The sequence below is a fragment of the Stenotrophomonas sp. YJH_SMC_27 genome (genome assembly GCF_059369815.1).
In genome coordinates this window covers 218760-233067 of the sequence record NZ_JCAFTA010000005.1, presented here as the reverse complement: position 1 = coordinate 233067, position 14308 = coordinate 218760, and the positions used below count along the sequence as shown (strand labels likewise).

Annotated in this window: 9 protein-coding genes; 1 reads left to right on the top strand and 8 read right to left on the bottom strand. The window is 64.4% G+C overall.

All coding sequences use genetic code 11. The features are described from left to right. Positions 1-205: 205 nt before the first annotated feature. From AC5P7R_RS10395 to AC5P7R_RS10365, 7 genes are all read right to left on the bottom strand, one after another. A complete protein-coding gene (locus AC5P7R_RS10395; RefSeq protein WP_478438503.1) occupies positions 206-646 on the bottom strand; it encodes a GvpU-like protein in 441 nt (146 codons plus the stop codon). A 151-nt stretch (positions 647-797) separates the two neighbouring features. Next, the gene (locus tag AC5P7R_RS10390; RefSeq protein WP_478438504.1) at positions 798-1586 is read right to left on the bottom strand and encodes a hypothetical protein; all 789 of its coding nucleotides are present in this window, start codon (positions 1584-1586) and stop codon (positions 798-800) included. After that, entirely contained in the window at positions 1586-3568 is a 1983-nt protein-coding gene (locus AC5P7R_RS10385; RefSeq protein WP_495213837.1) for a hypothetical protein, read from the bottom strand. Before AC5P7R_RS10385 ends, AC5P7R_RS10390 begins: the two co-directional genes overlap by 1 nt. Then, complete coding sequence (locus AC5P7R_RS10380) at positions 3565-6453, bottom strand: hypothetical protein (protein ID WP_495213836.1); 2889 nt, start codon at positions 6451-6453, stop codon at positions 3565-3567. The genes AC5P7R_RS10385 and AC5P7R_RS10380 overlap by 4 nt, the downstream gene beginning before the upstream one ends. After that, a complete protein-coding gene (locus AC5P7R_RS10375) occupies positions 6450-7028 on the bottom strand; it encodes a hypothetical protein (RefSeq protein ID WP_111102502.1) in 579 nt (192 codons plus the stop codon). The genes AC5P7R_RS10380 and AC5P7R_RS10375 overlap by 4 nt, the downstream gene beginning before the upstream one ends. 5 nt (positions 7029-7033) lie before the next feature. Continuing rightward, complete coding sequence (locus AC5P7R_RS10370) at positions 7034-8491, bottom strand: DUF1983 domain-containing protein (RefSeq protein WP_478438508.1); 1458 nt, start codon at positions 8489-8491, stop codon at positions 7034-7036. Next, positions 8488-13458, bottom strand: coding sequence for a tape measure protein (locus AC5P7R_RS10365; protein WP_495213835.1), 4971 nt, complete (start codon positions 13456-13458; stop codon positions 8488-8490). Before AC5P7R_RS10365 ends, AC5P7R_RS10370 begins: the two co-directional genes overlap by 4 nt. 80 nt (positions 13459-13538) lie before the next feature. Between AC5P7R_RS10365 and AC5P7R_RS10360 the strand changes: the two genes are divergently transcribed. After that, positions 13539-13754 (top strand): hypothetical protein, encoded by a 216-nt coding sequence (locus AC5P7R_RS10360; RefSeq protein WP_478438511.1) that lies wholly within the window; start codon positions 13539-13541, stop codon positions 13752-13754. An 86-nt stretch (positions 13755-13840) separates the two neighbouring features. Here AC5P7R_RS10360 and AC5P7R_RS10355 read toward each other — a convergent pair whose 3' ends face one another. Then, entirely contained in the window at positions 13841-14200 is a 360-nt protein-coding gene (locus AC5P7R_RS10355) for a hypothetical protein (RefSeq protein WP_478438512.1), read from the bottom strand. Positions 14201-14308: the final 108 nt, after the last annotated feature.

The window sequence follows — 14308 nt, the reverse complement described above, 5'->3', positions numbered from 1 at the left end:
AGGGCGGACAGGCGCCGAGCTGTGGGTGGTCAGGCACCAAGAGCGCCTGCGCGAGGATGTTGCCAAGATCACCAAGTGGCGCGAGGCCGTGAGAGCGAACAGGCTGTCAAAGGCATCGCTCCCTCCTCCCTTCGATTGGATGGAATAGGCCATCTGGCCAACATCTATGCCCGAGAAAGGCCCCGCGCTAGCGGGGCCTCGTGCCTCAGCCCAAAACTCCGAAGCAGAACCCTGAAACATCGGAGATGCGCCCGCGCCAGAGCACAGGCGAGGAAGGAGTTGCCCCTGACACGCCTGGAGTGAAGAAACGCGCGTTCTCCAGGTGAATGTAGGTCGGCGCTTGGGCACTCCACGCGTCGGGGGCGTAGATGTCGGCGAAGGGCTGGAGGCGCTTCTTGATAGCCTCCTTCACTTGCTCGTCCACGTCGGCGAGTGTTTCGTCAAAAATGAACTGCATGTACTTGCTGCCGGAGCAGACGTTGCCGCTGACCAGCGTGCCCCCGACCGTAAGCGTAATCCCGAAGCCGAATCCAGCGCCGGCTATCTCGACCAACTCCTGCAGCAGCGCGTCAGGCAGCTGCTGAGTAGTGTCGATACCCTTGGTGTCGGAGCCCTGTGCCTGAGGCGTTGCGGTTGATTCCGTCATGTCCGTGTCCTTAGTGCGCCGATTGCGCCGCTGCAGTCTAACCACCAAGAAACGCCGATTAAAAGCCTTATTTTTCAGCGTTATAGGCTTGTTATGGAGCGGTAGAGTGGCCACTACAGGAACGCACGGAAGTGTCTACTACCTGCTTCGGTCAGCCCGCTGGAACTTCCTCGAACACCCAGGCCGTGCCGTAGTAGTCGCCGCCCAAGTGGCTGATGGCGCCTGGCGCCGCCTGGCCATAAACGGCCGTCCGATGGATCTCATCGGTATGGAGCGCCCCGCCTGCCTGCTGCCATCGGGGGATCACCGCGACGCGAGCCGAGCCGCTGACGCGCGCAGCCAGCGCGTCCCAGTCCAGACCATTGGCCAAGCCCCTGGCCCTGGCCTCTGCAAGATCGGCGCGCCGGAACGCGACCCGCACACGCTGGTAGGTCCGACGCTTCACCACATTCAGCCCGGCACCGAGGGTTCGCTCCACAACGCTGGGATCGACGCGTTCCGAGGACCACTGCGGCTCGATTGGCGTTTCAACTGCCGGCGTGATGATCAGCTCGCCCACGTCGACCTGGTCGGTCTGCAGTTGAATCGTGACGCCCGACAGGATCAGGTCTTCGTCAAGAACGAACCAGGCTGCAATGCTCCCGTCCGCCAGCGCGACAGCAGGCTGCCCTGCCGCATTCCCGCCCAGGGCGACGGGTTCGGCTTGGGCGTCGACCGCTGTCACGGAAACCACAGTGCCGGGCGCGCAGCTCAGGCCCAGCAGGCCGATGATCCGCACAGGCGCGGGCGCCAGCAGCGTGCAGCTGAGCTGGCAGGTGCCACCCGCGTTGCGGAGCCGGCAGACGCTGCTGGGCCGGCCATCAGTCAGAGCGGCCGCGTTGAAGATGCTGCCCTCCAACAGGGCGACATTCATGGCGATCTGTTCGTATCCGATCAGCATCACATTCCCCAGAACTTGATGGTGTGCGTACCGGTCACTGGGTTGCTCATTACGCCCGTGACCATGACCTTGCGCCCGTCCTGCAGCCCATATCGGCTGTAGGTAAGACGTCCCACTTGGCCGACCTGCAGGCGCAGATCGGGCCTGGCGGCGAATTTGCCGGCATAGAAGTTGCGCGGCACGGAATAGATGCCCACCAGGCGATCGATCTCAGCCTGCGCGTCCTCGCGCCGGTCAAACCACGACAGCATCGGAGCTGCAGCATCGGCGTGGGCGTATCGCCTGGCCAACTCGCCCGCCGCGTAAACCTGCCCGCGCTGGGGCGATGTCAGCTCCTGCCGGCGCTGCGGGGGCAACTGCACCAGGTCGGTAATCAGGTCGGCGCTGGTGAGCGGCTGAGCGTTCAGCTGAAAGGCCATCCGCCGGGATAGGTTGGGCGCAAGATCGGGCAGCACGATTAGATCCGCGCCCAGCTCGCGCCAATCAACGTCAAAGGCGATCTGATCGTCCGGGGTGTCTTCGGGCGCGATCAATCGGACAATGCGCAACACCCCGGCCGCATCCTGCCACCAATCCGCGCCATAGCTCGGCAGAACCGTTTGCAACGCTGTGCGCGCGGTGGCGCCTTCGCCCGCGTAGTAGCCGATGCCGGCGTAGCCAGTAAGCGAATCGATCTGAGCGGCGCCAGCAGAGTCCCACGCTGATTTGCCAAGCCGACCGAACACGTTAGCCAGGAACTGCTGCAGGGTTGCAGGAGCCATCGCCTCCTGGGTCGACACGTCCGCGATGACCGGCCCCAGCGGGGGCGACTTCAAGGCGATCTGCTGCCCGTCTGTCGACAGGCCATAGCCATCGTCAGCATCGAGGGCCGCGCCGCGATCCAGTACCGCGCCCAGGCTGCGTAGCGGCGCATCACTCACCCAGCGCACGCTGCCATCGCTGTTGATTCCCGTAGTAGGAACGCTGCGCACGCAACCGATCACCACCGGCTGAGGCGCCCAGGCCAAGCTGTCGCTCACCGAAGGCAGGAACACTGCCTGGTGCAGTGACCGGTCGAGGTCATCATGTGCGTCACGCAGGACCAGCGACTTGACGCCGTCGCTTTCGATATCCACCCGGTCCAGTACGTACCGTCCGACCGCCTCTGCGGAACTGAGGGGAGCGCCCTGCTGCACCTGGCTGATACGCACGGGGACGTTGCGCATGGCGCCGAGTGCCATGCCATCGAAACGCCCCTCGGCGTCCAGGATGCGCACCGTCGCCGTTCCGCCGCGTGAGGCGTTATCCCAAGGCCAGAAAGAGACGCTGGCCACAGTGTTCAGGCCATCGGCCTGCAGTAGACCGTGGAACGGCGTATCTGCCAGATCGTCGGCGGCATGGGTGAAGTAGTCTTCGCTGCCGAGACGCAGAGGCTCGACGGCTTCGGCTGGCAGCCCCCATTGCAGCCCATCAGATACAGCGCCGCGACCGCGCCACTGCCCTGCATTGACGATGCACCGCAGCTCGCGCTTCTCCTCACTGGCCAGTGACACGGCGAAAAAGACGCGCGGCCCAGCCGCACGGTGCGCCTGCGCAACCACTTGGGTGTCGCGGTAGAACGTGGCGTCCACACCTTGGTCGGTGATCGAAACGCGTAGTCCCACGATCACAGCAGTGGTCACCACGGGGATGCCCGAGGTCACCAGGACACCATCGACGAACACCTCACCGGTGTGCAGGCGCCAGCCGATGCCGGTAGAGAATCCGACCTCTGCATTGGTCGCAGCGCCCTCGCTGACTACGCCTACGGTCGCTGTCGCAGCGGCCTCCCCCCAGAACACGAACTCAACCCCATGCGTGCCCTCGGACTGACCGATGTCAGCGCGGGCCATGCGGTTCAGTCCTGCAGCGGGGCCGACAGCCAAGAGGCTGCGACCGCCATCGAGCACCATCAGATCGGGACCGAGCGGGGACTCGGCGAACTTGGCAACGGCATCCGTCATGCGGACATCCTCGGCAGGTAGGTCAGATAGAGGCCGATGGCTCGCAGGATCTCGCCCGCCCAGAAGCCGAAGAACATGCCGTTATCGGAGGAAGCGCGCACGGCCGGCGACCAGCAGCCGTTCATGACGTGGCCCGCCGACACCACCTTATAGTTGTCCTGAAGCTCTTTCATCGAGTTGTTGATGACCGTGTGAGCCGGCGCCGCATCGGCACCGGCGAGGGCCGCGTAGCAGGCGCCCGCCAACCACAGACCGGTCATGTGCCCGGTGAAGTCGTCCGCAGGGACTCGCGGCAATGCGTCTGAGGGAAACTCGGTGGGGTTCAGCCCGCCGTGGTCTGTCTGAAACTGCGCCAGCCACCGCAGCCAGTTGTTCACGTAGTCACGCAGGTGAATCGGGACAACTCGGTTGCGCTGTTTGAGCGTGTACCAAGCGAGCGCTGCGCCCAAGAAGGCACGTGGTTGGTAGCCCGACCATGGCTCGCCGTTGCCCCAATGCGTGAAAGCGAAGGTGTCTGCAGGGCCGTAGCTGAGGCTGTCCCAACGGTTCCAGTAGTACGCAGCTGCACCAGGGCCCAGCACGCCGAAGCGGCGCTTGTAGGCCTGCTGCGAGTCGTAGAGGAACTCCACCATGTTGTTCAGCGGCGCATCGTCGTCGGTGATCGCCCAGATCCACGGGTACTGATAGCCGGGATACGGCATGCCGTGCCAGCCATCGAACTGCTGGGAGAACGGGTCCAGGTTGTTGGAGAACGGAATCACGCCGGGGGTGTAGGCCAGATTGTCGTCGCGGTACTTCTCGATCCTGCAATCGCCAAGGAGCGCGTTAAAGGCTTCGTCGCCTGAGAACGTCACGCTGAACATCATGGTGTAAGCGCTGTCGGAGTCGAATCGCGGCGGCACGTCATTGATGCAGTACCACTCCAGCCAGCCGGTTGCGCCGACAGGAGTGTCATCGAGCAACAGGGTGAACTCCGATGAACCTGTGTAGTCCGGGCCAGCCGGGCGCGGGCGGCCATCTTGGTTTGGCTGGTAGCCGGAGAATCGCAGGTCCGACACCGGCAGATCGATGGTGCGCCACTCGCCGTTGGTCGCTGGGACCATCCACCACCACCGCCATCCGGCCGAATCTTCGATGCGAATGTTGAAGGCGTCAGCACCAGACCGATAAGTGATCCGCCTCACCTCGGCCCGCTCGTTGGGCAGCAGCCAGAACCCCACGCTGGCGCCGCCGTCCTCGTTCATTTCCAGCCGGCAGGTAGTGCCGGCGCGATCACCCAGGACATCCAGGACATAGCGGGTCTCCAGGGTGGCACCGCCGTATGGGGCAATCATGCGTGGGTCGGCCACGATGTAAGGCATACCCTCGGGCGAGGCCTCTCGGATGAACTGGCCCAGCTGGATGGTGTACGTCTTCACCGACATGTCGGTTGTGTCAGGAATTGGCGCCACATACTCAACGGCCGATGGATGGTCTTCTGCCTTTACCGGCGACAGTTGCAGCTTGCAGCGAACGCGTAGCGGCGTACCGCTGTCGCCACAGCCGCCCAGCTCAATGTGGAGCTGACTGGCTGTGTTGACGCGCATCCAGATGGCCTGCTGTTCGAGCGTCTGCTGCGCAGCCTGAGCCTGCCGAATCGTGATCAGGCCCGAAGCATCGCGGCCAAACTCGGGCACGGCGGAAGACGGATAGGCATAGTCGTAGCTGATGCCATCTGTCCAGGGCGTGCTGGCGGCGGTGGAGCGGCGGAAGAACTGGTCGAATCGGTCGATGTCGGCATAGAGGCGGCAAGTCTCCATTACGCACTCGAAGGCCTGGCGATATCGTGCCTCGCCAGTGATTTCCCACAACAGATGGCTGGCCTCGCCAAACCACTGCTCGGCATCGGCAGCGTTGGACATGGCACGGGTAGGCACCGGCACGTTGATGGGACGGTTGTGCCAAGGCTTGTTGCGTGGGATCAACGTGCCGCCGTTCGCCACGGGCAGCTTCACGGCGAAGTTGAGCAGATAGCAGCCGTTGAGTCCCGCGTCCTGCAGCTGCACCGTGCCGAACTCGCTGGGCTGGTGGCCGGTGCTGATCACGTTGCCATCCCAGTCCACCTTTTCGCCCGACCAAGTAATGATCCAGTCCAGGGCGTACTCGACGCCGCGACCGGCTGAGCCCCAGACAGGGGTGTACTCATCGCCGAGGTAGCCCTGCCAATCGATCCACGCCTTGGGCTCCCAGGGAGTGTCGGTGCTGAGTCTGCGCCAGTTGCTGTAGATAGCTGCCCAGTCCACGTCCTCGGCGATCTTCTGCACGTTGGCATTGATGGCCGGCCATGCCAGATGCCCCCGGTGCGCAAAGCTGGCCACATCGAGCCACTCGCCCCAGAAGGGGGCGCCATGCGGGATCTGGGTCCGGCCCTGGGTAAACATCAGCGGCACGCTCTTGAAGCCGCCCTGGGTCGGATAGTCCGGGTGCAGCGGGTAATGTGCGACCACCGGTTCCTTGCCGTTGACGATCCAGTTGCAGTACCACGGTGCAGCGGGTACAGGGATGGCCTGGCCGTCATAGAAGTAATTGACGTATGCCTCCCAGTAGTGGACCGCGCCCTGCAGCCAGACCGGGTCCTTTGTGGCCTGGTACATGTGGGCATAGCCGGTGATCAGCAGCGCCTGCCCCTCGGTGGTGGCATCGCCGTTGGGCTGGTACTCCTGGCGGGTGTAGCCAATGAAATGCCGGTTGTTGGCCAGCACGCCCTCGGGGTTCAGCACGTAGTGCTGGGCGTCGCCGGCAAGCGTCGTGCCGGTGTTCCGCTGCAGGAACCTGGCATGGCCATAGGCAAGGCTCAGGGCGTTGGCGCGGAGCGAGGCCTCGTGACTCAGAAAGCCGGCCTTCACGATGCGAATCCCCCCGCAGCGAAGAACCCCAGCCATTGATCGCCACCGTTGAACAGCAGCGTGACCAAGTCGAACTGGCCGGCCGCGTAGGACAGCACGGGCTTTTGCCCGAACGGCCAGACCACGTTGGCCGGCCAGGCGACCTGGTTGGCGCCGCTACCCTGGCGCAGCAGCAGGGTGACCTGCTTCATGCGTGTGGCCTCGATCGCGGGCGTCTGCAGCGTCAATGCGCAGCTGGGCTGTGAGAGCTGGATCTGCCAGAAGCTGGCGCCGCTTCCGGTTGCGAGCTGGAGCGCGCTGCCGGCATCGGCAATGACCACCTTGTTGTAGATCGACGCCGCTGCTAGATCGGCATTGGCGCCGGCTTCGCTGCCGGCACTCTGTACCGCCCGCCAAGACGGGATGATCTTGGCGTTGCCTTCGCCATCGGTCACCGAGGCGATCAGGTCGTTGGTGCCATACAGGTTGACCTGCTGGTCCTGGAACAGCCGGACCTGCGCAACCAGCGCTTGGACCTGCTGCGCAAGCAATGCCAGATCCGGCACGCCCGCTGTCTGGGGAGTAGCGTCGACCATATCGATTACCTCATTCCTGTGATCTGGGCGGTGACGCCTGTTAGGCGCCAGCTGCCCCAACTGTTGGTTCCGCGGCTGACGCGGATGCGATACCGGCGTGCGGTCGATACGTAGCTGTCGGGCACGATCATCACGTTGGTCGGCTGCGTGGAGGCGGCCAAGGTGAATGTCTTGGTGCGCAGATCTACCCAGGTGCCATTGATCAGGTACTGGATGGTGATCACGCCATCGCGAGAGTGGTCGCCATCGTTTTCCATCGACAGTTCGATCATCAGCACGGGCTGGTGGCTGTCGCCGTAACGGATAGGCGCGTCCAGGACAAACTCGCTGGTGAAGCCAGTGAAGTCCGCACTCAGGACGCCCGACCAGGTGAACACCTGGGTGCGCTGGAACCTGCCGGAGATCGCCTCGGCAATCACGGTGCCGCGCACCAGCACGTCGCCCGCGAACCGGGCCTGGCCATTCTTCAGGATCTGCCACCCACGGTAGATCCCCGCCGCGTCGTCCCAGAGGAAGTTGTCCGACTGGATCGTATTGCCGATCATGGCGTTGTTGATCCACCCGTCACCAATGAAGGCCTGGTTGATGTAGACCTTGCCGTTGTTGATGATGAACGGTGAATACACGGTGCCGTCGGAGGCCGTGGACAGCACACCGAACGTATCGGCCAGTGCCAGAACTTCACGTTGCACCAGGTCGCCATCGGAATAGACGCCTACCACGACGCCGGCCATGTAGTGCTTGCCGTTGATGTTCAGCTGCGTGCGGATCGAGTGGGAAGCCGAGGACTTCCCATTGAGGTCTGCAACCGCTTCGCTCGTCTCCTGGACGATCGCCCGAATCGGGCCTGTCTCGGCAGCAACCGTGTCCTGGACCATGGCTCGCGCCTGCTCAACGGTGACCGAGGTCTCCTCCAAGTGCGCGATGTACGCGCGATTCTGCCGAGTACCGTTGGCCAGTTCGTACTGTTCCAGGGCCTGCTTAACAATCGTCTCTGAGTTGACATCGATGCCGTCGATCGCAGTGACGAGCTGCTGCCCGATTTCCGACTGTTTGATGTGGTCGACAATCTCCTGCATTCCCGGCACGTCCTTGGACTGGCCGTTTGCGATGCCGCCCAGCCCCGGCCGACCATTCACGCTGGCCGTTACACGGAAGTACCACAGCCCATCGCGCGGACCGGTGTACAGGTAGCGAGTCGCCGAGGTGCGGGCGATTTCTGCCCAGGGCCCGGTAGCTGCACGCGATCGCTCAATGATGTACTGGACGTAGCCAACACGGACGGGCTCCCATTCCAGGAGGATGCCATCAGCCACTGGCGTGGGCGTGACCTCGGGAATCGGCGGTACCACGGCGGGCGGCGTGTAAACCGCCTGCGACCAGTTGCCCGCAGGAGCGACTGCAGGCGTCACTGCCGGCAGAGGAATGTCGCCGATTTCCAACAGCAGTACAGGACGCGTCATAGGTCGTTCAAAGCTCGCTGTTCCGTGCTGCGACCCAGTGCCCGGATGCCGTCACGGATTTCAACCAGGAGCGGTTCCGAAGGACCGTAACCGGGTGAGGTCAGCTCGCCAGGGGCGCTGGAGTTGCGGCCACTGAAGGACGCGGTGGGGAGCGTCTCGCCCCGCAGCGCGGCAACCATAGCCATGGCAATGCGGGTAGGAAGATCGTTGAGGATCTCGGCCAAGTCGCTGAGGTCGGTGTTCTGCGCGGTGAGGTATTCCGACAGCTCGGCGATCGACAGGCCGAGATCCTTTGCCAGGTCTTCGGGGGTCATGCCCGTGGTGTTGCGCAGGATCTCCAGCGGATCGCCGCCCTTGACGCCGGCAAGGTCTGCAACGCCCTGGGCGATACGCTGGGCACGATCCAGCCGAGCAGCGGCCTCCTGCTGCGCCTGCAGGGCCTCGCGCTGGGCATAAAGCTGCTCCAGCGAGTTGGCGCTGCCATCGGCCCCGAACTGCTGTGCCATCCGCATGACCTCGGCGTAGTCGGCCTGGTAGCGAGACCCGGATGCGTTCATGGCGCGGCTGACTTCCAGGAACCGCTGGGCGTAGGTAATGAAGCTGTCCACGTTGCCGCTTGCAGCGGCGCTTTTCATCAGGTCCGAAGCGGTGGAGCGCTTCTGCGCATCGGTGTTGACCGAGAGCGTGTCGCTCAGGCGCAGGGAGTTGAGGAAGTCGCCCAGCTTGTCGCTGGCGCCCTCCGCCGAGCCACCCAAGCGCTGGATCTGATCGTTGACGCGACTCAGCGCCAGGTCGACCAGCTCGGACTGCAGCGACTTCACCAGGTCATTGGCCTTTTGTTCGGCCGCTTGGCGCACAGCCATCAAGTCCGACTCGCGTGCCGACAGGCCGCCGAGCGCCCTGGCCTGTTCCTTCAGGGTCGCAATGCGCTGCTGCTCTTCGCGGCGGACAGACAGCATGGACTTGGCAAACGAGCTGAGCCCGGCCGTGGCCACGTCTTCCTGGGCGGACGCGGCCACTTCGGAGTAGCTCTTGGCGGCGCTGGCCATCGCCTCCGTCTGCTCGGTCAGCGTCCGGCCCGATTCCTTGGCCATACGCTGGAACACGTCCAGGGTGGCCGACAGCTCTTCCACTGACCCATTGGTCAAACCCACCGCGCCAGCGGCGGCGCCCATGATGTCGGTTGCCTCAAAGCCCTTGTCCATCAGGCTCGACAGACCCAATGCCTTGACTGCCTCGCCCGACAGGTTTGCCACCATCTTGTTGACGGCGTCTTCGAGCTGGGCCTTTGCCTTCTCCGGGTCTGCGTCCAGCTGCAGCTTGCCGATATCCACGCGCACGTTGGCCAGGTGGCCGCTGACATCCATCCCGAGCTGCTTGGCCAGCTCGGATACGCCACTCTTTACCTGGGCCGCCGCCGAGCTGAAGAGCTGGCTGATGCCTGGATCGACGTCGCCGTACTGGGTCCACTTCTTATCGCTGCGGAACCAGCCGCCCTTTTGCTTGATGTCGGCATAGCTACGGCCGGAGAACCCATCAAACCCATACGAGCCCTCAATGCCCTGGCCGGTGACCTTGGGCGCCTGGCGACCGAAGGCGCGCGACCACAGGGCGCTGCCCGAGATCAGCGACGCGGCCGAGCTGCCCAGGCCAAAGCCCTTCAGCAGGCGATCGACCGCGCCGATGCCAGCCGTCATGGTGCCTAGGACGGGGCCGAGGAAGTTGCCCTTAGCGGTGGACTTGAACAGGGTCTCCGTCATGTCGGTGGTCTGACCGTCCATGTTCCAGCCCTGCTTGTAGAAGCTGCTGTTGAGCATCATGCCGGCCGCAATCCAACCAGCGATCGGGATCGCGGTCAGCCCCGCCAGTGCGCCCGACCCGGCGCCCGCACCCGCGCCTGCAGCGCTGCTCGCTGCGCCGGCACCGGTCAGGATGCCGCTGTTGGCGCCCGCAACCCCGGCCAGATTGCCGACATTGCCAAAGTTCATCAGTGAGCCGGCGCTCGCCGCAGCGTTGGCTCCCACGCCCTTACCGAACAGCCCCGAGAGCGTGCCAAGCCAGCTGCTGTCACCCTTGCCGAACAGTCCGCTCAGGGTGTTCATCCAGCTGCCGCCGGTTCCGCCACCGAAGAGGCTGGAGGTGCCCTTGCTCAGCATCTGGTTGAACATGTCCTGCATCGGGCGCACAAAATTCTGCTCCATGACCGTCCTGGCCAGGTCGCGCCAACCGCGCTTGAAGATGTCCTTCAGCTGGTCGAAGAAGCTCTTGGATTGATCCAGGCCATCGTCGAACGCATCGATCAGCAGATCGGCAATGCCGCCGACGGTGTCGCCGCCGACACGCGCCAGCTCCTCCAGGTAGCCCGAGTTGCGCTCGACCTGGATGGAGAGCCCGGCATAGGCTGCCGCCTGGTTGACCAGGCTCTGCGTCATCTCCGCATTGATTCCCGCGCCGGCCTCGTTGGCCTCGTTGATGGCCTGGCGCATATCGTGCTCGGCGCGCATTTGGCGCTGCGCGCGCTCTCGCGCGTCGCCCAGCAGACCTAGAACCTGCAGCTCGGCCGACATGTCGCCCAGCAGCGCCTGCGGCGCCTGCTGCCGGCGATTCAGTTCCTGCGTTTGCTTGGCCAGCTCGGCGGTCGACGCCTTGACCAGGTCGTTGCGCGCAGCCTGGGTGATGTTGCCCTTGGCCAGCTCCTTGTCCAGTTCGGCCTCACGTTGCTTCTGGCGTTCCTGGGCAGCGGCAAGAGGTCCGCGCAGCTCGGCAGCAGTGAGCGCCGCCTCTGCGGTATAACGCGCCTGCGTTTCGATCAGCTGTTCTCGCTTGCGCTTGGCCTCTTCCGCCTTACGCTCGCTGTCCGTGTCAGCCTTGGTGGCTGCCTGGGTGGCCTTCGTCTGGCGCTCGATGGACAGCGTCAGCGCGATCGCCTGCTCGTTCTTGGCCCGCAGCTTCTGATAGTCGGCGCTGGTGGGGTCCAAGCCCTGCGCTGTGGCGGCGGTGATGAACTCGGCGCGCATACGCGCGGCCTTGCCCTGGGTCTGCTCGATCAGCTGCAGCTGCAGCGTGTTGATCTGCTTGTCCAAGCCCTCGTTGACCGACTGCAGCGCGGCCTTGATCGCCGCGCCCGACGCCTGCGCGGCACTGGCCACCTTGTCGAAGCTGGCGCTGGCGAGGCGGTTGGCCGTATCGACATTGAACTGCTCAGTCGCCCATTTGGTCAGCAGCGGCATGTTCTGCTGCAGCGTCTGGCCAGAGGTGGCCTGGCGCTTCAACAGTTCTTCCAGGGACGCTCGCTGGGTATTGGTGGCGTTGGTGATGCCGGCCGACTTCAGCACCAGGTCGGCGGCTACGTCGATCGACCGCTCGTAGCCGGCCGTCAGCTGCTCCTGGCGCACGCGGGCAGAGTCGAGCGCGTTGGCGGCAGACCGCAGATCCTTTTCGAAGCCTGGCGGTGTGTTGCCCGTGCGGGCCACCCACATGTTCTTCGTCCTCACCAGGTCGGCGTACCGCGCGCGCAGCTTGTCCACTTCCTGGCCAGCCTTGTCGAGCGTCTCGATGGACCCGGCGAGGTTGGCGAAGGAGGCGTTGGCGGTTTCCTGGTTGAAGCCCTGGAGCGTCCCGATGGCGGCCTGGAACCCAGCCGTCACGGTTTTGGACAGCTCCTTGGCTTCCTTATCGCTGTTGCGCAGCCACAGGACGAACAGCGACAAGGCGGTGATGGCCAGGCCTACCGGCCCCCCGAAGGCGCTCATGGCCACGTTTAGGCCGCGCATCGCCGCTGCCTTAGCAGTCAGCGCCACCGACGCCCCCTGTGCAGCGGCGGCGGTGCGCAGCTGGGCCGCTGCCAGCGCTTGTTCGGCTGCTGCAACACCACCTGCCGCGCTCATGCCGGCCCGCGCCATGGAGAGCTGGCCAGCGGCCTGCACCTCGGCGGCACGGGCCGCGACCAGCTCCTGCCGGGCCAACTCGCGGCTGGCGGCAGCTGACGCGATCTTTGCCGCCGTCGCCTGCAGGATGTTGGCCACCAGCTTGCCGCCGAAGGCCACCGCCAGCACGTTGGCTGCCTGGCCGACCGCCTCCATGTTCTGCGCGAGGAAGGCCACCCCCTCGGCCAGGCCGCTGCCTGCACCCAGCTCCTGGGACGCTTCGCCGATGTAGCGGGTGACGCTGTTGCGCAGCTGCACCATGGCCCGCTCGACCGTGAGGGGCATCTGATTGAACTCCGCCTGGATCGTTGCCGATTGGTTCTCCAGGGCACCGACGATCTTGTCGATGGACACCTGCCCATCGTTGACCATCTTGCGCAACTCGCCCATACCAACGCCGAGGCCATCGGCCAGCGCCTGTGCCAGGCGCGGCGAATTCTCGATCACCGAGTTGAACTCTTCAGCGCGCAGCACGCCGCCAGCGAGTGCCTGGGTGAACTGGGTGATGGTGTTGGACGCGGCGACCGCACTGGCGCCAGAAATGGTGAAGGTGCGGTTGATCGACTCCGTCAGCGCAAGCTGGCGCTGCTGGCTGATACCGTACTCCGCCGTGGACTGCGCCAGGCGGGCATACAGAGTGGCGGTACTCTCCAGGGCGGTCGAGGTCCGCTGGGAGATGTTGAACACCTCTGACTGGGCCTGGGTGAACGCCTTGTGGCCGTCCGTGGCCAACTTCAGACGGCCGCTGATGTTGGCGTATTCGTCCGACAGCTTGACCACCGACGCCACAGCCTGGGCGCCGACAACACCGGCCACAGCGGTACGGGCGACGTTCACCACCGCACCCATGGCAGAGACCTTGCGGGCGGCCTGGTCTGACGCGTTGCCCAAAGAGGAAACACCGGCAGCACCAGCGCGTGCCTGCTGGCCCATGGCCGCCGATGCTTTACCCAGTTGCGCCACTTCCTCCCTGGATTGGCGCGTGACAGGCACCAGCCTGCTGTTGTCGGCGGTCAATCGGAGGGTGACGGTGGGGTTCACTGGGGCACCTATGCGGCCACGGAGTAGGCGTCGCGGGTTGCTTCGATCAAGACATCCAGGCAGAACAAGATGTCGGGGTAGTGGGCGCGATCTATGTTGAGCAGGTCTGCTGCGGCCCGAATCTCGGTGGCGCTGATGCCGCCGTATTTCAGCGAGCCGAGGCCAACGGGAATCCAGTCAGGCTGGCAGCGCTGGAACACGGCAACGGCAATCCAGTTCTCTTCGAGAACCTCGATCGGTTCGTCGGCGCCTTCTGGATCTCCGCCGTCACGCAGGAAGTCGCCCGTGCTGACTGAACCGTCACGCAGAAAGTCCGTCGCACTGACGGCAGAATCGGGTTCATGGTTCCGATCGCTGCCGCCAGTGCGGGGACCCTTCCCAACTAGCGCCCGCGCGACGGCTTGGAGTTTTTTACGCGGACGTCGCCGTAATGCTCCCAGTAGTCCTGGAGGATGGCGTTCTGCAGGTAGGTCGACCAGGGGCCGGTGTAGACCTCGGCCAGGGCGGCATCACCTTCGATCGGGTTGCCGTTTTCATCGCCGAGACCGGACACGGACACCAGGATCTGACGCAGATACTCGGTGTCGTGGATCTCGGCGTCGGCCAGATCCTTCAGCTGTTCCTTGGTCAGGACCTTGACGCCGACAGTGATGGTGCCTTCGTTGAAGGTGTCCGGGTTGTCGGTCGGCAGCCGCAGCTTCACCGGGCGGGACACAGTGGCGGTTTTCTTGAGTTTCAGCATGGGGTTGAATCCTTTAGGGAAGGTAGTTCAATGCCCGTTTGAACGGGACAGGAACACTTTGCCTGCGCGCTTTGCGCGATCGGGATTAACAACCGTTAGTGCAAAAAA